The following is a 20,378-nucleotide window of genomic DNA, read 5'->3' as shown; positions in this document are numbered from 1 at the left end:
GGGCAGGTGGGCCGCCCCCTGGAAGCCGCGGCAGGAGACCGGGACGGGAGGCCCGGATCACGTCCGCGACGCAGCGGACGTGATCCGGGCCTCCCGGTCGACGGCCGTGCCTACTTCGTCAACGCTCCTGCGGCCACCGCGGCGCGCAGCGCCTCGCGCCAGTCGCGCATCGGCGCCAGGCCGGCGCGCGACCAGCCGTCGTGGCCGAGCACGCTGTACGCCGGGCGCGGCGCCGGCCGGACGAACGCGGCGCTGTCCGTCGGCAGGACGCGCTCGGGGTCGAGCCCGAGCTCGGTGTAGATGGCACGCGTGAAGTCGAACCACGACCCCTGCCCGGCGTTCGTGCCGTGGTAGACGCCCGCGGGGGCGTCGCCGTCGACGAGCTCGACGATCCGCGCGGCGAGGTCGCCGGTCCACGTCGGCTGACCGACCTGGTCGGTGACGACGCTCACGGTGTCGTGCGAGCCGGCCAGCCGGAGCATCGTCGCGGCGAAGTTCGGTCCGTGCGCGCCGTAGATCCAGGCGGTGCGGACGACGTACGACGTGTCCGGGGCGATCTCGCGCACGAACGCCTCGCCCGCGGCCTTGGTGCGGCCGTAGGCGTTGATCGGGTCCGTCGGGGCGTCCTCGGCGTACGGGGCGGTGCCGTTGCCGTCGAAGACGTAGTCCGTCGACACCGTGACGAGTTTCGCGCCGTGGCGGACCGCGGCCTCGGCCAGGAGCTTCGGGCCCATCGCGTTGACGGCGTGGGCGTCGTCCTCGTGCTCCTCTGCCTCGTCGACCTTCGTGTACGCGGCCGAGTTGACCACGACGTCGTGCCCGGCGACGGCGGCGTCCACCGCGGCCGGGTCGGTGATGTCGAGCTCGGCACGGGACAGCGCCGTCACGTCGCGGCCCGCGAGCGCGGCCTGCAGGTCACGACCGAGCATGCCGGCGGCGCCGGTGATGAGGTACTTGGTCACGGTCGACCGCTCAGCTCAGGGCCGCGCGCTGCTTGAGCGGCTCCCACCACGAACGGTTGTCGCGGTACCACTGCACGACGTCGGCCAGGCCCTGCTCGAACGGGACCTGCGGCTCGTAGCCGAGCTCGGCCCGGATCTTCGAGATGTCGACCGAGTAGCGCAGGTCGTGGCCGAGCCGGTCGGCGACCCGGTCGACGTACGACCAGTCCTTGCCGGTGGCGTCGAGGAGCAGCTGCGTGAGCTCCTTGTTGGTGAGCTCGGTGCCGCCGCCGATGTTGTAGATCTCGCCGGCGCGGCCGCGGGTCAGGACCATCGCGATGCCGCGGGTGTGGTCGTCGACGTGCAGCCAGTCGCGGATGTTGTTGCCCTCGCCGTACAGCGGGACGTGCACGTCGTCGATCAGGTTCGTGACGAACAGCGGGATGACCTTCTCGGGGAAGTGGTACGGCCCGTAGTTGTTCGAGCAGCGCGTGATCGAGAGGTTCAGCCCGTGGGTGCGGTGGTAGCTGCGGGCGAGCAGGTCGCTGCCGGCCTTCGACGCCGAGTACGGCGAGTTCGGCTCGAGCGGGCGCTCCTCGTCCCACGAGCCCTCGCTGATGGAGCCGTAGACCTCGTCGGTGGAGACGTGCACGAAGCGCTCGGTGCCGTGGCGGAGCGCGGCGTCGAGCAGGCGCTGGGTGCCGACGACGTTCGTCTCGACGAAGATGCCGGAGTCGCGGACCGACCGGTCGACGTGGGACTCGGCGGCGAAGTGCACGATCGCGTCGACCGTCGGGACGACCTCGTCGAGCTTCGCGGCGTCGCGGATGTCGCCGTGCACGAAGGTGTAGCGGGGGGAGTCGGCGACCGGGGCGAGGTTCGCTTCGTTGCCGGAGTAGGTCAGCGCGTCGTAGACGACGACCTCGGCTCCCTCGAGGCCGGGGTACGCGTCCTCCAGGGTGCGGCGGACGAAGTTCGAGCCGATGAAGCCGGCCCCTCCGGTGACGAGGATCTTCACGAGGTCTCTTTCCTGACGGTCGGTTCGTGGGTCGGCGGCGATTCTAGCGGGAGGCCGGTGACGGGGGTGGTCGTGGTGCTCGGCACGGTGGTCGTGGTGCCGGGGACGTCGGTCGTGGTGCTCGGCACGGCAGTCGCGCGCCAGACGAGTGCGACGCTCGCGACGCCCGCGACGAGGAACAGCGCGCCGGCCAGCGCGATCGGGAGCGGCCCGGCGAGCGAGCCACCGGCCATCGCCGACAGGCCGCCGGGGGTCACCCGGAACTGGACGTTCTCCCACGCGCCGCGGTACGCGATGCCGATGCCGTACAGCGCGATGGCGAACGTGCCGACGGCGGCGATCCGGGCGAGCCGACGGCGCAGTTCCGGACGGACGACCAGGGCACGCCACGCCACGGCCTGCGACAGCACGAGCGCGAGAGCGGCCACGAACAGGAACCGGCCCTGCAGGCCGTTGCCCTGGTGCGTGCCGAGGTAGTTGCGCCAGTTGTAGGCCAGGGTCGCGACGACGACGAGCGCCGGCCAGACCAGGGCGATCGTCATCACCCGGCGTCCGGCGCCGCGGCGGGCGTACGACCAGCCGAGGGCGACGAGACCGACGATCGCCAGGGCGTCGACGACCATGGGCGGCAGCGGCCACTGGTTCGCGCCGAAGTCCCCGAAGAACGAGGCGGTCAGGCCGTCCCACTGCCGACCGGCGAACGCGCCCGGGTTCGCACCACCGGACGGGTACGGCTGCACCGTGGTCACGCCGCGCAGGGCGTCGGGCAGCAGGGTCCCGCTGACGAGCAGGGTGCGGACCCACCACCAGCCGGACACCGCGGCGGCAGCGACGACGACGACACCGGCGTGCAGGGCGGGGCGGCGCCACGGGCGCTGGTCGTGCGGGTCAGTCGCGGCGTGCTGGTCGCTCGCGGTGCGCTGGTCGCGGGCCAGCACGAACACGAGCACGACGAACGGCACTGCCAGCAGGCCGAGGGCGCTGATCGCCGCCAGCCCGGTCACCGCCACGGCCAGACCGGCCGTCGTCCACCACGACCGGTCGCCGGTGAGCACGCGCACGCTCAGCCACACGAGCACGGCACCGAGCAGGATCATCGGCGCCCACGACGTCACGCCGGCGGCGACCTGTGCGAGCTGCGGCACCGCGAAGAGCAGCAGCGGCGCGACCAGGGCGGTCCGCGGCGACCGGGTCACCCGGCGGACGGTCGCCCACACGAGGACGGGCAGCGCGGTCACGAGCGCGACGTCGAACAGGCGCAGGACGAGCACCGAGGTGGCCCAGTCGTGCGCGCCGAAGCGGATCAGGCGCAGGATGCCCGCGGCGACGAGCCAGTACGTCGGCGGGTTCTGCGACATCGGGTCGATCGCGGGGGAGTCGCCGGGCACCGCCGCCAGGAGCGCGTCGACCGTGGGGCGGTCGACGGCGGGCACCGGGTGCTCCACGATCTGACGGACCGCTGCGAGGTAGTGCATCTCCCCGCCGTGCGGCCATCCGAGGCCGAGTGCCAGCCGGAACGCGGCGTCGACGTGGGCGGGCTCGTCGGGGGCGCCGAACGCGGGGGTCAGCAGGGCGAAGCTGAGCAGCAGGCCCAGCCACGCGACGGTGGTCGTCCCGAGGACGATCCACTCGCGGCGGGCGGTCACGCGGTCACCTCCGGCCGGCGCACGAACCGCACGAGCAGGACCGCCGTGGCGATCAGCGCCACCGCGGCCACCGCGGCGAGCGTGACGTTCCCGCCGGCGGCGAGCATGCCGTACTGGTCGAACTTGACGATCGAGAACTCGTCGATCCAGAACGCGGCGTCGCGGCCGAACGCCCGGAGCGCGTAGACGACCCCGTACAGGGCGATGGCGGTCGCCGCGACGGACATGCCGACGGCCAGCCGTGTGGCGCCGGCCGCCGTGACGGTCACGCGGCGCCAGGCCAGGGCGCTCAGGGCGATGAGGGCGATGAGGGTGGGGTAGTAGTACCGGCCCTGGGTGCCGGCGACGATGGTGTTCCGCACGTAGCCGCCCCACCCGCTCTGCATGTGCAGGGCGATCAGGATGACGGGGTACGACGCCAGCACGATCGCGGGTCGCAGCGACGGGCCGCGGCGGAACGCCCAGATGACGATGCCGGCGACCGAGACGATGGTCAGGCCGTCGACCAGGAACTGGGCGAACTGGAACTGCGTGAGGCCGCCGACGCTGCCCCAGAACGTGCGGGTCACACCGTTCCAGTAGTCGCGCAGGAAGACCTCCGGGCTGGCGGCCGTGTCGTCCGGGAACGGCATCGACGGACGGGCGTACGCCATGCCGTCGGGCTGGATCGCGTGGTACACGAGGATGTTCCGCAGCCACCACCACCCACCGACGACGCCGGCGATGCCCAGCGTCCAGAGCGTCCGGAGCACGTTGCGCCACACGGTCGCTCGGGTACAGCCCGCCGCCATCACGGCGATGCCGACGAACGGGACGGCGGGCAGCGCGGTGCCCTTCGTCAGCAGCATCGCGCCGAGCAGCAGGCCGATCCACACCGTGGTCCGCACCCGCTGGTCGCCGGTGAGCAGCCGGACGACGAAGTACACCAGGGCGCCCGCGAGGGGCAGCATGAGGGCGTCGTTCGTGACCGATGTCCCGATCGACGCGACCTCGGGGACCGCGAGGATCGCGGCCCCTCCGACCAGCGCCGCCCTGGGCGAGCCGGTCAACCGACGCACGGTGGCCCACGCCAGGAACGGCAGGGGCAGCACGAGCAGGGCGTCGAACAGCCGAAGGGCCATCACGGCGTGGTCCCACCGCAGGTCCTCGAAGTGCACCAGGTGGAGCACCCCGGCGGCCAGCGCGTAGTACGTCGGCGGGTGCTGCGACATCTGGTCGATGCTCGTGGGGTGCACGCCCGGGAACTCGCGCAGCAGCTCGCCCCACGTCGCGTTGTCGGCAGCCGGCTGGCGCAGGTTGCTGATCTGGGTGTCGTGCGTGGCGTTCAGGTAGTGCATCGCGCCCGGTTCCGGCCAAGCGTCACCGATCGCCAGGTGCAGGACGGCGTCGACGTGGGTCGGCTCGTCCGGCGCCTTGTAGGTGGTCGTCACGATCGCCCAGACCCCCAGGACGGCGGCGAACGCGATCGTCAGGGCGATGACGACGACGCGCTCGGCACGGCCGACCCGCGGGCGGGCGACGGTACCCGACACGGCCGGTGCCGTGTCAGTCGCCATACCGCTGCAGTTTCTGCAGGTCGAGCTGCTCCTCGGCCAGCGTGCGGTTGAGGCGGGTGAGGTCGGCGACGACGCCGATCACGATGGAGAGCAGCGCCGTGATGAGCAGCACCACACCGAGGATGATCGACTGCAGGTGGTTGCCGGGGGTCTGCATCGCGAGCAGCACCAGGTAGCGGACGAGCGGCCACAGCCCGAGCCCGCCCAGGACCACGCTGACCCAGGCGAACAGCGCCATCGGCCGGTACATCAGGTAGACGCGGGCGATCGCCGAACCGGACTCGAACATGTGCTGGAAGATGTTGCTGAACAGCCGGGACTCGCGCGTCTTCGGGTTCGTCGTGATCGGCACCGATGCGATCGCCAGGCGCTTGTAGCCGGCCTGCACGATGGTCTCCATGCAGTAGCTGAAGCGCGTCACGATGTTCAGGCGGATCAGCGAGTACTTCGAGTAGGCGCGGAAGCCGCTCGCGGCGTCGGGCAGGTCGAGTCCTGCGGCGCGGCTGGCGACCCACGACCCGAAGCGCTGCATGAGCTTCTTGAAGCCGGAGAAGTGCTCGATCGTGCGGGTCTGCCGGTCGCCGATGACGATCTCGGCCTCCTTGCGCAGGATCGGCTGGACGAGCTCGGCGATCTGCGCCTGCGGGTACTGGTTGTCGCCGTCGGTGTTGACGACGATGTCGGCACCGTGCAGCAGGGCGTAGTCGACGCCGTCGCGGAACGACCGGGCGAGCCCCATGTTGGTGGTGTGGTGCACGAAGTGCTTGACGCCGTGTTCCTTGGCGACCTCGACGGTGCGGTCGGTGCTGCCGTCGTTGATGACCAGGATCTCGATCTCGTCGATGCCGTCGATCTCACGCGGGATCGAGTCGATGACGCTGGCGAGGGTGTTCTCCTCGTTGAGGCAGGGGATCTGGACGAATAGCTTCACGGGCTCGCTTGGTCTCGTTTCGGGAGTCGCAGCGCGCGGGGCGCGGGGCACAGAACCAGGACAGCCTATGCGATGCGCCACCTTGCTAGGCTTCCCCGGTGCAGATCCGCGAACTGAAGATCCCCGGCGCGTGGGAGTTCACGCCCGTCCAGCACGGCGACGCACGAGGAGCATTCCTCGAGGCGTACCGGGCCGACGTCCTCGAGGAGACGGTCGGTCACCCGCTGGACCTCCGCCAGGTGAACATGTCGATCTCGTCGGCCGGCGTCGCGCGGGGCATCCACTACGCCCTCGTCGCCCCGAGCCAGGCGAAGTACGTCACCGCTGTCCGTGGCGCCTTCATCGACTACATCGTCGACATCCGCGTCGGTTCGCCGACCTTCGGGCAGTGGGACTCGGTCCGCATCGACGACGTCGACCGCAAGGCCGTGTACCTGTCCGAGGGCCTCGGCCACGCGATCGTCGCGCTCGAGGACCAGTCCACCGTGAACTACCTGGTCAGCGCGCACTACAACCCGGAGCGCGAGAAGGGGATCACGATCCTCGACCCGACCGTCGGGCTGGAACTGCCGGACGGCATCGGTGAGCCGGTGCTCTCCGAGAAGGACACGAGCGCCCCGACGCTCGAAGAGGCCGCGGCCGCCGGTCTGCTGCCGACGTACGAGGAGTGCGTGGCCTACACCGAGTCCCTCCGCACGACGAAGTAACGAAGTAAGGAAGCGATCCCGATGAAGGGCATCATCCTCGCCGGCGGTTCCGGCACGCGCCTCTGGCCGATCACCAAGGGCATCAGCAAGCAGCTCATGCCGATCTACGACAAGCCGATGGTCTACTACCCCCTGTCGACCCTGATGATGGCCGGCATCCGCGAAGTGCTCGTCATCACGACGCCGGAGTACAACGAGCAGTTCAAGGCCCTGCTCGGCGACGGCTCCGCCTTCGGCATGGAGATCCAGTACGCCGTCCAGCCGTCCCCGGACGGACTCGCGCAGGCCTTCGTCATCGGCGAGGACTTCATCGGCGACGACAGCGTCGCACTCGTCCTCGGCGACAACATCTTCCACGGCACCGGCCTCGGCACGAACCTGCGGAAGAACACCGAGGTCGACGGCGCGACGATCTTCGCGTACCACGTGGCCGACCCGAAGGCGTACGGCGTCGTGGAGTTCGACGACGACTTCACCGCCGTCTCCATCGAGGAGAAGCCGGCCGAGCCGAAGTCGAACTACGCCGTCCCCGGCCTGTACTTCTACGACAACAAGGTCATCGAGATCGCGAAGACGATCGAGCCGAGCGCACGCGGCGAGCTCGAGATCTCGACGGTCAACGAGCGCTACCTCGAGGCCGGCGAGCTCGGCGTCCAGGTCCTCGACCGTGGCACGGCCTGGCTCGACACCGGCACGTTCGAGTCGATGATGCAGGCGTCCGAGTACGTGAAGGTCATCGAGGACCGCCAGGGCTTCAAGATCGGCTGCATCGAGGAGATCGCCTGGCGCAACGGCTGGATCGACGACGCGCAGCTCGCCGAGCTCGCCGCACCGCTCGTCAAGGGCGGGTACGGCGTCTACCTCCAGCGGCTCCTCGGCGCCTAGCACCGCCCGTGGCGTCCGGTTCTGGGTGGTTCGGTCGGCGTCGTCGCGACATGACGGCGACCGGCCACCCCGACCGGGAGGCCCGTCCCGCGTCCGCGACGACGACCGACGTCGTCCGCGTGGCCGGCTTCGACGACCCCCTGCCGCACCTGGACCAGGACGTCACGGTCCTCGTCACGACCCGCTCGGACCGGCACGCCGAGGTCGCGCGCCTGGTCGCCGTCGCCCGCGAGGCCTTCGGACGCGCGGCTGACGTCCGCGCCGTGAGCTACGTCGCCGACGCCTCGCCGCGCGATCCGTTCGGTCGTCGGCTGCCGTGGGTGCGGACCGTGCCGGTCGACGGCCTCGGCTCGGCGATCAACGCCGGTCTCGCCGCCGGGGTCGGACGGGTCCTCGTGCTCGTCGACACCTCGGTGACGATCGACGCTGCCGGCCTCCGCGCGCTCGCCGAGACTGGAGTCCACCGCCTGGTGCAGGCCTCGGTGCGCACGGCGGACGGTTCGGCGCGGAACGGTGCACTGCTCATCCGTCCCGGCGCACTCCCGTGGTCGGACGACCGTCCGTTCGGCACGGGGGGCTCGGTGTTCGGTGCCGATCAACCCGTGCTCGCTGTGCCCCGGGCCGCGATCGTCCCTGCGCCCGTGCTCACGGACGAGCAGACGACGCTCGTCGGGTGGACGCACGCGTGCGCTGTGCGCCAGCGACCGCAGTCGGGTCCCACGATCCTGGTGGAGGACGTCGGTGAGACCGTCCGACTCGCTGAGCCCGGGCGGACGATCGACGCTGCCACCGTGGACGTGTTCTCGTCGTGGCGGGACGCGAGACGGGACTCGGTCGACGGCCGGGGCGCTGCGGTCTCCGCCGGGCCGCCGTTGCCGCCGTGGGGAGCACGACCCGTGACACCGGTCCGCCGGACGACCAGCAGCGCCACCGACCCGCTCACCTGGTCGCTGAAGATCGCCGCTCCCGCCGGGCCCGAGGGTGACGGCTGGGGCGACGTGCACTTCGCGGCGGAGCTGGCCGGGGCACTCGAACGGCTCGGGCAGCGCGTCCGGATCGACCGGCGTGACGCCCACGTGCGGGACGACGACGCCTCCGATGACGTGACGCTCGTGATCCGCGGGCTCGACCGGGTGCCGCCGAACCCGGCGTCCGTCAACCTGCTCTGGGTGATCAGCCACCCCGACGACGTCTCCGACACCGAGCTGCGGTCGTTCGACGCGGCCTTCGCTGCCGGTCCGGTCTGGGGTGCGACGGCTGCTGCGCGGTCGGGCGTGCCGGTGCGCACGCTCCTGCAGGCGACCGACCCGTCGGTGTTCCGTCCCGCAGCCCGTTCGGCGACGAGTCCGGACGCCGATCGCGTGGTGTTCGTCGGCTCGACCCGCGGCGCCGCGCGCCCGGTGGTCTCCGACGCGGTGGCGCTTCGAACGGACCTCCGCGTGCACGGGCCCGGCTGGGGAGCACTCGTCCCCGCGGAGTCACTCGGGGAAGCATCCCTGACCCGAGCCGAGGTCGCGACGGCCTACGCCTCGGCGCGCGTGGTGCTCAACGACCACTGGGCGGACATGGCGGCAGGTGGCTTCGTGTCGAACCGGGTGTTCGACGTGCTGGCGTCCGGGGGAGTCGTCGTCACCGACGAGGTCGCCGGGCTGCCCGAGGTGCTCGACGTCCCGACGCTCGCGGCCGCGCGTTCCCGTGACGAGCTCGCCGCGCTCCTCGACCCGGCGCGGGTGTGGCCGTCCGCTGCCGAACGGGCGGCGGTCGCGTCGCGCATCGCCGCGGAGCACTCCTTCGACGCCCGAGCTGCCGTGCTGCTCGAGGCCGCCCGTACCGAGCGCGCCCGCCTCCGCGCCTGACCCGTCGCTCCGCGTCGACGAGCCCCGTCCCGAGCTGCGCCCCGCCGTGGTCATCGCGCCCCGAAGAGTTGGGGCGCGATGACCGTGCCGGGGCGCGCCCGGCGTCGACTGGCCGTGCCCCCTACGCGGCGCGGTGGGCGACGGGGACTTCGGCGTCGGAAGCCTCCGGATCCGGGTCCGACCGGAGCGTCGGGAGCCAACTGCGGCGCAGGGCACCGAGCAGCAGGAACAGGTCCATGAGCGGGAAGCCGCCGAACAGCGCGATCCACGCCGGCGACCCGATGTCGCGGAGTCGTCGCGCGCCGAGTGCCAGGTTCGGGATGGCCGTCAGCACGCACCACACGAACAGCACCCACTGCGACGGCGGACCCTGGGCGACGACGTGCCAGCCGTCGGGGCTGCCGTTGAGGCTGAGGACGGACTGCCCGATCCCGAGGAACCCGGGGGTGTTCTGGAAGGTCGACATCGAGTCGTCGGCGTCCGGGATCCCGGTGGCCATCGGCACGAACGTCACGACGAGCCAGACCACGAGCACGTCGACGGCGCGCGCCCACCAGAACTCGGCCCGGCTCGCACGGGCACGGCGGAACGTGAACGCCCCCGACCAGTAGCGACGGGCGGCGTCGATCGGGCCGCAGCCGAGCCAGGGTTCCGGGTCGCGGTGCACGGCGCCGAGCCTAGCGGGGTCCCGCACCGCCCCGCAGGCCCCCGACCGGGCTACTTGCGTGTGACCCAGCGGGCGCGGGCGGAGAGGCCCGCGTGCAGGGCGACCCGCAGCGGCCAGAGCCACCACGCCCGGTACTTCCGCGACAGGAACCGGTACGCGCTGCGGTGGTGCTCGATCTCCATCCGGCGCCGGTTGGACGACGTCGAGTGCGCCCCGGTGTGGGTGACCACGGCCGTCGGCACGTACACGTTCGCCCGACCCGAGCGACCGACGCGCTGGCCCAGGTCGACGTCCTCGAAGTACATGAAGTACGACTCGTCGAAGCCGCCGAGTTCACGGAACAACGACGTGCGGATGAGGAAGCACGCTCCGGACAGCCAGCCGGCCTCGCGCTCGACGACCTGCGTGGTGGACCAGTACCGCTGGCTCCACGGGTTGGCCGGCCAGAACCGCGAGAACGCCGCGTGACCGAGGCCGGTCCGGAGTGACGGCAGCTGGCGTGCGGACGGGTAGGTCTCGCCCTGCTCGTCGAGGATCCGCGGGCCGAACGAGCCGCCGGACGGCAGCCGGTCGGCGGCACGCACGAGTTCGTCGATCGAACCCTCGCCGAGCACGACGTCGGGGTTCGTGACGAGCAGGAACTCGGGCCGGACGTCGGGCAGCACGTCGTCGAGGGCGCTCAGCGCGGCATCGATGCCCCCGCCGTAGCCGCGGTTGCCCCCGGAGGACACCACGACGGCGCCGTAGGACTCCCCGATGGCCCGGAGTGCGTCGATGTCGGTCGAGCCGTTGTCGGCGATCACGACGGCGACCGGCTCCGACGAGGCCCCGGCGACGCTCGCCAGGAACGGCCGGATGGTCTCGCCGGTGTTGTAGGTGACCGTCAGCACCGCGACGCGGATCACCGTGTGCCCCCGGCGACGGACTCGTAGGCACCGACGTGCACGGCTGCCGTGGCCTCCCACGTGAACGAAGCGGCCCGGGCCAGCGCGGCCGCCCGGTGCGACGCGACGAGCGACGGGTCGTCGAGCAGCCTCGTCATCGCGGACGCCAGCGCGTCGGCGGACGGCTCGGTGTAGACGGCTGCATCGCCGCCGACCTCGGGCAGCGACAACCGCCTCGTGGTCAGGACGCACGCGCCGGAGGCCATCGCCTCGACCACCGGCAGGCCGAAGCCCTCGCCGAGTGACGGGTACACCACGAACTCCGCTCCGCCGAGGTAGCCGGCCAGGTCCTCGAGGGGCAGGTAGCCGGCCTCGATCACGTGCTCGTCGGGCTGCAGGGCGTCGAGGCGAGCGATCGCGGACTCGTCCCACCCCCGGGCGCCCGACAGGACCAGCCACGGCGTGTCCGCGCCGGCGGCCGCACGCGACGTCCGCACCGTGGCGTAGGCGTCCAGCAGCGCGGTGACGTTCTTCCGCGGTTCGATGGTGCCGAGGAACGCGATCCAGGGCGCCCCCTCGGGCAGGGTCGCGGCGATCCGGGCGTCTTCGACCGCGGCGGTGGACGGCTCGTGGAACACGGCCCGGTCGACGCCGAGGGGTGCGACCCGGACGTCGGCGCGGATGCCGGTCACGACCCGGGCGGCCTCGGTCGCGGTGGCCGCGCTCGGCACGATGACGACCGGGCGGGAGCGCAGGGACCGACGGCTCCACCAGGTGAAGAACGTGCGCTTCAGGCGCGAGTGCCACTCGGGGTTCGAGAAGAAGGTGGCGTCGTGCAGCGTGACGACGGATCCGCCGCGCCAGCCGAACGGGAACGTGTAGTGCGGGGAGTGCAGCACCTGCGCGCCGAGGCGGCGGCCGAGTGCCGGCAGCCCCGTCTGCTCCCACAGGAACCGGAGCGGCACGGAGTCGGTCCAGCCCGGCGCGGTGTGCACGGTCGCGTGCGGCGCGACGGCGGCGAAGTGCGGAGCGTGCACGGGGCGGACCACCAGGTGGACGTCGAGCGCCGGGTCGGTCAGGTGCGACACGACCCCCTCGACGTAGCGACCCACACCGCCGAGTTCACGCGGTACCGCGGTCCCGTCGACGAGGACGGTGAGCTGCGGCACGCGTGGGTCCTTCCGAACGGGGGCGCGGCGGTCGGGACCGTCGGCGGGGGAGCGAGCAGGGGAGTGACCAGGATAGCCCTCCGCGCTCATGCGCCCGGGTCCACGCTGCGGCGGGGGACGGAGGCGCGCCGCGACTCGCGGAGCCGCCGCGCGAGGTGCGACGGGAGCGCCCCGACGACGTCCGCGAACGCTGCCAGGACGAGCCGGGCCTCCCGTCGGCTGGTGCCGGACAGCATCCCGCGCAGGCCGCGGAAGAGGGTGCGGGCGCTCGCCCGCAGGACGGTCGGCCACGGAGCATGCCAGAGCGCGACGACCATCCGGTTGCGGGCGTTGCGGAAGCGGAACAGGTCGCTCTGGACGCCGGACGACGCCGAGTGGTCGTGCTCGACGACGGCGTCGGCGGCGTGTTCCACGCGCCAGCCGCGTCGGCGGAGCCGCCACGCGAGCTCGGTGTCCTCGTAGTACATGAAGAGCGACTCGTCGAGCAGGCCGACGTCGTCGAGGGCGCTCCGCCGGAGCGCGGCGGCGCCGCCGGAGAAGCCGAAGACGTCGACGTCGGCGACCCGGTCGACGGGTGCGAACCAGTCGCGGTCCATGCCGTTGCCGTCGCGGTCGACGCGCACGCCGGTCGAGTTGAGGCGCACCTCGCCGTCGCCCGATGGCGTCCACAGGCGGCCGTCGTGGCCCTGCAGCACGCGCTGGCCGGGTGCGGGCGTCGCACCGACCGGGAGGCCCGTCCAGCGTCCGGCGAGCACGATGCGGCCCGTCACGGCCGCGACCTCGGGCCCCGCCTGCGCCAGGTGGTCGCGGAGCGCCGCGACGAAGCCCGGCGCGGGGACCGCGTCGTTGTTGAGGAGCACGACGACGTCGGCGTCCGTGTGCCGGATGCCGGTGTTCGCGCCGGCCGCGAACCCGTCGTTGTGCTCCCGCGCGACGACGGTGACGTCGGGCAGGTCCCGGCGGAGCACGGCGACGGAGTCGTCCGACGAGCCGTTGTCGACGACGACCACCTGGTCGGCCGCACCACCGGCGAGCACGGCGCGGACGGCGGCGGTCGTCAGGTCGGCGCGTTCCCAGTTGACGACGACGACCGCGGTGCGGAGCGTGTCGTCGGTGGGGCTCAGTCCAGCTCCTCGATCGAGGGCTGCGCGTAGACCGTGCCGACGGCGTTGTCGAAGGCGGGCACCTCGAACGAGTCGCACTCCGGCATGTCGTGCAGGTGACGGCCGGCCGAGTCCATCATCGACACGTTGATGAAGTACTTGCCGGTGCCGAACGCGGTGTCGGCGATCCGCAGGCGGAGCTTCCGGCGACCGTGCAGCGGCTGCAGCTCGAGGCCCATGATGCCGGTGGTGGTGCCGTAGACGACCTGGCCGCCGGCGTTGTTGATCTGCACCGCGGCCTCCCAGTCGGCGATGCCGTCCAGGTGCTCGAACTCCATGTCCACGACGAGGTCGTCGCCGGGCACGACCTCGGCGCGCGGCTCCTTGCCGTCGACGTGCACGCTCGCGCCGATGACCTTGCCCCGGCCGACGGCGACGTCGGTGCTGAGCTCGCCCTGGCGGCGTTCCTCGAGGACCTCGCGGAACATGCTCACGGCCTGGACGGGATCGCCGTCGTGCAGCACCTTGCCCTTGTTGAGCAGCACCACCCGGTCGCACATCTCCTGCACCTGGCTGAGCGAGTGCGTGACGATGATGATCGTCTTGCCGGCCTCCTGGAAGGTGCGGATGCGGTCGAGGCACTTGCGCTGGAACGCCTCGTCGCCGACGGCCAGCACTTCGTCGACGAGCAGGACGTCGGGGTCGGTGTGCACGGCGACGGCGAACGCGAGTCGCACGTACATGCCCGATGAGTAGAACTTCACCTGGGTGTCGATGAAGTCGCCGATCCCCGAGAACGCCAGGATGTCGTCGAACTTCTCGTCGGTCTGCTTGCGGCTCAGGCCGAGCAGCGACGCGTTGAGGTAGACGTTCTCGCGCCCGGACAGGTCGGGGTGGAAGCCGGCGCCGAGCTCGAGCAGCGCGGCGAGGCGACCGCGGCGGGACACCGTGCCGGAGGTCGGCTGGATGATGCCGCCGATCGCCTTGAGCAGGGTCGACTTGCCGGAGCCGTTCTGGCCGATCAGCCCGACGGTGGAGCCGGCCTGGATCGACACGGTGACGTCGTCGAGGGCCCAGAAATCCTGGCGGTGCTTCCGGCCGGCACGACCGAGCGTGACGATGCGCTCGCGCAGGGTGTTGTCCTTGCGGACCGTGAAGCGCTTGCGGACGTGGTCGATGACGATCACGTCCGGGCGCTCGGCAGTACCCTCGGTGGGCGTCGGTGCGACGGGGGTGCTGATGGCCATGGTCTACAGCTCCTGCGCGAAGTTGCCCTGCAGACGGGAGAACACCCGCTGCGCGCCGAGGAGGCAGAGGACACCGATGACGAACGCGATGCCGAGGCGCAGCATCAGGTGGTCCGGGTACGTGACGTCGGCCGGGTCGTGCAGCCAGATCGCGTTCTGCATGCCGAGCACGGACAGCGTCAGCGGGTTGTTCGTGTAGGCCGTGATGAGCCAGTCGGTGTTCACGGTGGCGACCACCCGCGAGTACGAGTACACGATCGGCGAGGCCCAGAGCAGGACCATCAGGCCGACGTCGATGACGAACTGGACGTCGCGCAGGTAGACGTTGAGCGCGGACAGCACCAGACCGATGGCCGCGCCGTAGACGAGGATCACGGCGAGCGAGGGGATCAGGTAGACCAGACCCTCGTGGAACGGGAAGACGCCGATGACCACCGTCGCGGCGAGCAGGATCGCGAACTGGATCGTGAAGTTCACCAGGGCCGCGCCCACGCTGGCGAGCGGGAAGACCTCGCGGGGGACGTAGACCTTCTTGATCAGTCCGGAGTTGCCGACGATCGAGCCGGTCGACCCGGCGACGATCTCGCTGAAGAGCGTGTAAGCGGTCAGGCCGGTGAAGACGTAGATCGCGAAGTTGTCGATGCCGTTGGCGGCACCGAGGACCTTGCCGATGACGAAGTAGTAGATGAGCAGCTGGGTCAGCGGGCGCACGAGCGTCCACACGAACCCGAGTGCCGAGTCCTTGTACCGCGCCTTCAGGTCGCGTCGGACGAGCATCCCGAGCATCTCGCGCTGCCGGAAGACGTCGCGCAGCTCCCGCCAGGTTCCGCGGAAGGCGCTCGTCGGAGCGCCGATCACGACGAGGGGTTCCTTCGCGAGCGCCGTCATGCGGGCTTGATCGACCATACGTCTCTTCGTTCGTGGGGGCAGGACCGGAACAGCATACTCACCGGGCCCGCGCGGCAGGGATGGGCGACGGCCGTCGTGCACCCCGAGCGGGGGTGATTCCGGACCGATCCAACCCTCAACCTTCACTTTCGGGTTACCGTTGTCGCAACCCGGACCCTTGTCAACATCCACAGGACGGCCCGTCAGCATGCTCCTCGCATCCAGGCCGATCGCTGCGTTCGCGGTGGTCGGTGCCCTCAGTCTCCTCGTGGCCGGTTGTTCCGGAGGTGGCGACGACGCCACCCCGACGCCGTCCGCATCGCCGACCCGCACCGCGAGTCCGACCCCCACCGCCGACGACTCGGCGACCGCGGAGCCCACCGGCACCGCGTCGTCGCCCGCGTCCGAAGCCACCGACGACCCCACCGCCTCGGACGACGACACCCCCGGTGCCTTCCCGGGGAGCGGCTCGACCAACGAGCCGGACACCGACCCGTCGGACTTCCCGGCCACCGCCGTCGTCACGTACAGCGGCTGGGACACGGCTTCGAAGACGCTGCAGGCTGGCGGACTCGTCTCGGGCACCACCGACACCAGCGGGACCTGCACGTTCACCGCGAAGAAGGGGAGCGTCACGCGCACCGCCACGAGCGCGGCGCAGGCCAGCGCGTCCTCGGTCAACTGCGCGCAGGTCGCGTTCCCCGCGGCCCAGGTCCCCAGCGGCACCTGGTCCGTCACCCTGACCTACGCCGTCGGCTCCGCGTCGACGACGTCCGACCCGATGCCGGCGGAGGTGCCGTGATGCGTTCCATCCAGACCGAGTCGGACGGACGCCGTCGCCGACCCTTCCGAGCGTCCCTCGCGCTCGTCGCTGCGCTCGCCGTCGCCGTCAGCGGGCTGACCTTCGGCACGATCCTGTCCGAGCAGACCACGACCGAGTCCGCCTCGGCCGCCGTCGCCGGCGACTTCGACCCGGGCAACATCATCAGCGACGCCAACTTCTACAACGGCTCGGCGATGAACGCCGCGGCCGTGCAGTCGTTCCTGACGAGCGTCGCCCCGAACTGCAAGAAGGCCTCCGGCGGCCCCGCCTGCCTGAAGGACTTCTCGCAGAAGATGAGTGCGATCGGTGCCGTCTCCGGCCGGTGCAGCGCCATCGCCGGCGGCACCAAGTCGGCCGCGACGATGATCGCCCAGGTCGGCGCCGCGTGCGGCATCAGCCAGAAGGTGCTCCTCGTGCTCCTGCAGAAGGAGCAGGGCATCGTCACGACGTCCTCGCCGACGTCCTACATGTACCTGCACGCCACCGGCTTCGCATGCCCGGACACCGCGCCCTGCGACCCGGCGTACTTCGGCTTCGGCCAGCAGGTCTACGCCGCCGCCCTGCAGTTCAAGCGCTACCAGGCGTCGCCGACCTCGTGGGCGTACCAGGCGGGCCGGACCAACTCGATCCTCCTCAACCCGAACGCGGCCTGCGGTCGGAAGTCCGTCTACATCCAGAACCAGGCGACCGCGGGGCTGTACATCTACACCCCGTACACGCCGAACACCGCCGCGATGTCGAACCTCTACGGCACCGGCGACAGCTGCTCGGCGTACGGCAACCGCAACTTCTGGCGCATGTACACCGACTGGTTCGGCTCGGCGACCGGCGGCGGCAACCCGTACGGCAACGTCGACGCCGTCACGCCGAGCTCGACCTCGTCGATCACCGTGAGCGGCTGGGCCGTGGACCCGGACACCACGAACGCGCTCCGCGTCGCGTTCTACGTCGACGGCGCGGGGGCGAAGACCGTCACCGCGAACGTGAACCGGCCCGACCTGTCCGCCACCCTCGGCGCGAACAACCTCAAGCACGGCTTCTCGACCGAGCTGACCGGGCTGAGCGTCGGCAAGCACTCGGTGTGCACCTACGCCATCAACCAGGGCAAGGGCAGCAACACGTTGCTCGGCTGCTACACCCGCACCGTCGTGAGCGCAGCCCCGAAGGGTGCACTCGACACCGTCACCGGCAGCGCGGGCACGATCACCGCGAGCGGCTGGGTCCTCGACCCCGACTCGGCGAAGCCCGCCCCGTGGAAGATCCTGGTCGACGGCGTCAGCAAGGCGACCGGCACGGCCGACCGCACCCGCACCGACGTCGCCAAGGTCTACAAGGGCGTCGGCAGCACCCTCGGGTTCTCGAAGACGATCGGCGGCATCACGCCGGGCACCCGCAGCGTGGTGCTCTACACGCAGGACAAGCCCGGCACCGACTACGTGAAGGTCGCGTCGAAGTCCGTCACCGTCAGCGCCCCCACCACCGGCAAGACCGGCAAGACCGGAGCACTCCGCGGCTCGTACGAGTCCGTCACCGGCGGTGCGGGCACGGCCACGGTGCGCGGGTGGGCGATCGACCCGGACGTCTGGGACCCGGTGAAGTACAAGGTCCACGTCGACGGCGTCAGCACGGACAGCGGTACCGCGAACGCCACCCGCACCGACGTCGAGGCGAAGCACCCGTCCTGGGGTTCGGACGTCGGCCTGGCGCTCCGCCTGACCGGCCTGAGCGCCGGCAACCACACCGTGCGGGTCTACTTCCAGGACCTGCCGAGCGGCACCTACAAGAGCTTCGGCACGAAGACCGTGAAGGTGACGTCGGCCACGGCCCCGTCGTCCGGCACCACCGGCAAGACCGGCAAGACCGGCTCGGTGACGGGCTCGTACGAGTCGGTCACCGGTGGCGTCTACAGCGCGACGGTCAAGGGCTGGGCGATCGACCCCGACGTGTGGGACCCGGTCAAGTACAAGATGCACCTGGACGGCGTCGCGATCGCCCCCGGCACGGTCAACGCCAAGCGCACCGACGTCGAGGCGGTCCACCCGGGCTGGGGATCCGACGTCGGGCTGTCCGTGCAGCTCACCGGCCTGAGCGCGGGCACGCACACCGTCCGCGTGTACCTCCAGGACCTGCCGAGCGGCACGTACAAGAGCTTCGGTACGAAGTCCTTCACGGTCATCGACCCGCCCGCGACGGGCACGACCGGCAACGGCGGCGTGGTGAAGGGCTCGTTCGACTCCGTCACCGGCGGCAAGGGGACCGTCACCGTCCGGGGCTGGGCGATCGACCCCGACGTCTGGGACCCGGTCAAGTACAAGATGCACCTGGACGGCGTCGCGATCGCACCGGGCACGGCGAACGCGACCCGGACGGACGTGCAGAAGAACTACCCGAACTGGGGTTCCGACGTCGGGCTGTCGCGCGTGCTCACCGGGCTGAAGCCCGGCACGCACACCGTGCGCGTCTACTACCAGGACCTGCCGAGCGGGACGTACAAGAGCTTCGGCACGAAGACGGTGACCGTGCAGTAGACGGTCACCCGTGACGGACGGGAGGCCCGTGGCGGATCCGCCACGGGCCTCCCGTCCGTTCCGTGGTCGCGACGTCAGTGCTGTCTGGACGTCAGCGACGCACACGCCGGGCCATCAGGCCCACGCCGTGCAGCAGCCGGTACTCGGGGGACCGGGTGAGGCCCGCGAACCGCGCCGCGATCTGGTCGCGCTCCGCCTCGGCCTGACGGCGGGCCGTGTCGTACGCGCCGACCTGCTGCTCCGACGCGACCAGTCGCCGGTTGATGTCCTGCACCCCGGCCAGGTGGACGTCGCGGTCCTGCTCGGCCTGGCGCAGGACCTCGCGCTGCGCGGTCGCCCAGCGCAGGAACGCGTTCCGCTCGCCGGACCGACCCGAGGCGATCGTCACGGCAGCGTCCAGGACCGGACCGACCTGCTCGGCGCGCGCCCGGAACGAGTGCCGCTCGACGACCACGGCACGGAGTCGGGCCGTCAGCGCCGTGCGCTCGGCGCGGGGCATCGCGAGCACCCGCTCGAGCGACGCGGCGTCGTCGAAGACCGGCACGTCGGACAGGCCGAGCTCGTCGAGGCCGAGCGCGCAGTCGGTCACGGGCAGCGCCCCGGACGCGAGTGCTTCGTACAGGCGGGAGTTCAGGGTGCCGTACTCGGCGGCCGGGGCGATCACGTCGTCGACGACGAAGCCGGCGGCGCGGTACACCTCGGGCAGCGCGAAGTAGGACACCGCGGGACGCAGCTCGACGCCGGCCGTGGCCTCGACGTGGTCGACGTTCGCGGCGAACCACACGATCGGCTCGGGCGGCGCGACCTCGGCGAGCACGTCCTGCACGCGGCGGCGGACACCCCAGAAGTTGACGGTCGCGACGGCACGGTCGGTGCGCTCGGGCGCGGTCGACGCCGCGGGGGTGCCGGCGCCGTGCGGACGCTCGTCGGTGAACAGGTCCAGGTCGACGCCGATCGGGACCACCTCGACGGGTCCGTCGTACTGCGCGGCGACGGCGTCGCGGGCGATGCCGGACGACGTCCACACCGCATCGAACTCGTCGAGGTAGGGCAGCGCCGCCCACTTCGCCGTCCAGTTCCGCACCCACGCGACCAGCGCGGTGCCGGCGGGGACGTACCCGGGGACGAACGACTCGATCATGCTGACCACGACGGCGGTGTCGGCGGGGACCGCCTCACCCCAGCGCTCGAGCGGCCACATCGCGACGCCCCAGCCCTCGGCACGGAGCGCCCGCGCGAGCCCGAGCGCGACGAACAGGTCGCCCTTGCCCTCGGCCGGGTCAGCCGTCGAGACCGCGAACCGGACGGTGCCGCGCGGCCCCTCGGCGTGCGCACCGGCCGCGATGGCCGCGTACTCCTGCGCGAGGGGCGAGAACAGGGGAGTGTTCGGGATCACTGCGGCAGTCACGCGGCCCATTCTGCACGAATCGGCGGCGGCCACAGGGGAGTGGCGGGGCGCGCCTTGTAGGGTGTCATCGGCTCGCGGCACCCCGTGGGCCGAGCCACCGATCCGCGCCCGTGCGCGGCAG

General features: G+C 71.6%; 17 protein-coding genes. 5 read left to right on the top strand and 12 right to left on the bottom strand.

What is annotated here, in order from left to right; genetic code table 11:
* Positions 1 to 110: 110 nt before the first annotated feature.
* The 5 genes from rfbD to KZI27_RS13550 are packed head-to-tail and all read right to left on the bottom strand — an operon-like array spanning position 111 to position 6,092.
* Positions 111 to 962 (bottom strand): dTDP-4-dehydrorhamnose reductase, encoded by an 852-nt coding sequence (rfbD, locus tag KZI27_RS13570; protein ID WP_222658019.1) that lies wholly within the window; start codon positions 960 to 962, stop codon positions 111 to 113.
* 10 nt (positions 963 to 972) lie between these two features.
* The gene (gene rfbB, locus KZI27_RS13565; protein WP_123681455.1) at positions 973 to 1,959 is read right to left on the bottom strand and encodes a dTDP-glucose 4,6-dehydratase; all 987 of its coding nucleotides are present in this window, start codon (positions 1,957 to 1,959) and stop codon (positions 973 to 975) included.
* Positions 1,956 to 3,605, bottom strand: a complete 1,650-nt coding sequence (locus KZI27_RS13560) for a glycosyltransferase family 39 protein (protein WP_222658018.1) — start codon at positions 3,603 to 3,605, stop codon at positions 1,956 to 1,958. The genes rfbB and KZI27_RS13560 overlap by 4 nt, the downstream gene beginning before the upstream one ends.
* On the bottom strand, positions 3,602 to 5,161 hold the full coding sequence (locus tag KZI27_RS13555) for a glycosyltransferase family 39 protein (protein WP_222658017.1): 1,560 nt from the start codon (positions 5,159 to 5,161) through the stop codon (positions 3,602 to 3,604). Before KZI27_RS13555 ends, KZI27_RS13560 begins: the two co-directional genes overlap by 4 nt.
* Positions 5,151 to 6,092, bottom strand: coding sequence for a glycosyltransferase family 2 protein (locus tag KZI27_RS13550; RefSeq protein ID WP_222658016.1), 942 nt, complete (start codon positions 6,090 to 6,092; stop codon positions 5,151 to 5,153). Before KZI27_RS13550 ends, KZI27_RS13555 begins: the two co-directional genes overlap by 11 nt.
* Before the next feature lie 98 nt (positions 6,093 to 6,190).
* On the opposite strand from KZI27_RS13550, the gene KZI27_RS13545 reads away from it, so the two are divergent.
* Genes KZI27_RS13545 through KZI27_RS13535 form a run of 3 tightly spaced genes read left to right on the top strand, consistent with a single transcriptional unit; the run spans position 6,191 to position 9,540 of the window.
* The gene (locus KZI27_RS13545; protein ID WP_222658015.1) at positions 6,191 to 6,799 is read left to right on the top strand and encodes a dTDP-4-dehydrorhamnose 3,5-epimerase family protein; all 609 of its coding nucleotides are present in this window, start codon (positions 6,191 to 6,193) and stop codon (positions 6,797 to 6,799) included.
* 21 nt (positions 6,800 to 6,820) lie between these two features.
* A complete protein-coding gene (gene rfbA / locus KZI27_RS13540; RefSeq protein ID WP_111085998.1) occupies positions 6,821 to 7,684 on the top strand; it encodes a glucose-1-phosphate thymidylyltransferase RfbA in 864 nt (287 codons plus the stop codon).
* Positions 7,685 to 7,692: 8 nt separating this feature from the next.
* On the top strand, positions 7,693 to 9,540 hold the full coding sequence (locus KZI27_RS13535) for a glycosyltransferase (RefSeq protein ID WP_222658014.1): 1,848 nt from the start codon (positions 7,693 to 7,695) through the stop codon (positions 9,538 to 9,540).
* 121 nt (positions 9,541 to 9,661) lie between these two features.
* On the opposite strand, the gene KZI27_RS13530 is transcribed toward KZI27_RS13535, so the two are convergent.
* From KZI27_RS13530 to KZI27_RS13505, 6 genes are all read right to left on the bottom strand, one after another.
* Positions 9,662 to 10,207, bottom strand: coding sequence for a DUF805 domain-containing protein (locus KZI27_RS13530; RefSeq protein ID WP_222658013.1), 546 nt, complete (start codon positions 10,205 to 10,207; stop codon positions 9,662 to 9,664).
* Between the two features lie 50 nt (positions 10,208 to 10,257).
* Entirely contained in the window at positions 10,258 to 11,112 is an 855-nt protein-coding gene (locus tag KZI27_RS13525; protein ID WP_222658012.1) for a glycosyltransferase family 2 protein, read from the bottom strand.
* Entirely contained in the window at positions 11,109 to 12,260 is a 1,152-nt protein-coding gene (locus KZI27_RS13520) for a glycosyltransferase family 4 protein (protein WP_222658011.1), read from the bottom strand. Before KZI27_RS13520 ends, KZI27_RS13525 begins: the two co-directional genes overlap by 4 nt.
* Positions 12,261 to 12,346: 86 nt before the next feature.
* A complete protein-coding gene (locus KZI27_RS13515) occupies positions 12,347 to 13,462 on the bottom strand; it encodes a glycosyltransferase family 2 protein (RefSeq protein WP_222658010.1) in 1,116 nt (371 codons plus the stop codon).
* Positions 13,381 to 14,610 (bottom strand): ABC transporter ATP-binding protein, encoded by a 1,230-nt coding sequence (locus KZI27_RS13510; RefSeq protein WP_222658009.1) that lies wholly within the window; start codon positions 14,608 to 14,610, stop codon positions 13,381 to 13,383. Before KZI27_RS13510 ends, KZI27_RS13515 begins: the two co-directional genes overlap by 82 nt.
* A gap of 3 nt (positions 14,611 to 14,613) precedes the next feature.
* Positions 14,614 to 15,516, bottom strand: coding sequence for an ABC transporter permease (locus tag KZI27_RS13505; RefSeq protein WP_222658008.1), 903 nt, complete (start codon positions 15,514 to 15,516; stop codon positions 14,614 to 14,616).
* A 190-nt stretch (positions 15,517 to 15,706) separates the two neighbouring features.
* Between KZI27_RS13505 and KZI27_RS13500 the strand changes: the two genes are divergently transcribed.
* Positions 15,707 to 16,300, top strand: coding sequence for a hypothetical protein (locus KZI27_RS13500; protein WP_222658007.1), 594 nt, complete (start codon positions 15,707 to 15,709; stop codon positions 16,298 to 16,300).
* Entirely contained in the window at positions 16,300 to 18,849 is a 2,550-nt protein-coding gene (locus KZI27_RS13495; RefSeq protein ID WP_222658006.1) for a hypothetical protein, read from the top strand. Before KZI27_RS13500 ends, KZI27_RS13495 begins: the two co-directional genes overlap by 1 nt.
* Before the next feature lie 91 nt (positions 18,850 to 18,940).
* Here KZI27_RS13495 and KZI27_RS13490 read toward each other — a convergent pair whose 3' ends face one another.
* Positions 18,941 to 20,257 (bottom strand): glycosyltransferase, encoded by a 1,317-nt coding sequence (locus KZI27_RS13490; RefSeq protein WP_222658005.1) that lies wholly within the window; start codon positions 20,255 to 20,257, stop codon positions 18,941 to 18,943.
* Between the last annotated feature and the right edge of the window lie 121 nt (positions 20,258 to 20,378).

The organism is Curtobacterium sp. TC1, assembly GCF_019844075.1.
Lineage (GTDB): Bacteria > Actinomycetota > Actinomycetes > Actinomycetales > Microbacteriaceae > Curtobacterium.
The sequence above is the reverse complement of the archived record's forward strand: the minus strand, read 5'-3'. Positions and strand labels throughout refer to the sequence as shown.

Excerpts from the sequence above, each read along its gene's own strand:
- KZI27_RS13555 (WP_222658017.1), bottom strand. The coding sequence starts at position 5,161 with ATGGCGACTGACACGGCACCGGCCGTGTCGGGTACCGTCGCCCGCCCG.
- rfbA (WP_111085998.1), top strand. The coding sequence starts at position 6,821 with ATGAAGGGCATCATCCTCGCCGGCGGTTCCGGCACGCGCCTCTGGCCG.
- KZI27_RS13510 (WP_222658009.1), bottom strand. The coding sequence starts at position 14,610 with ATGGCCATCAGCACCCCCGTCGCACCGACGCCCACCGAGGGTACTGCC.
- KZI27_RS13505 (WP_222658008.1), bottom strand. The coding sequence starts at position 15,516 with ATGGTCGATCAAGCCCGCATGACGGCGCTCGCGAAGGAACCCCTCGTC.
- KZI27_RS13500 (WP_222658007.1), top strand. The coding sequence starts at position 15,707 with ATGCTCCTCGCATCCAGGCCGATCGCTGCGTTCGCGGTGGTCGGTGCC.
- KZI27_RS13495 (WP_222658006.1), top strand. The coding sequence starts at position 16,300 with ATGCGTTCCATCCAGACCGAGTCGGACGGACGCCGTCGCCGACCCTTC.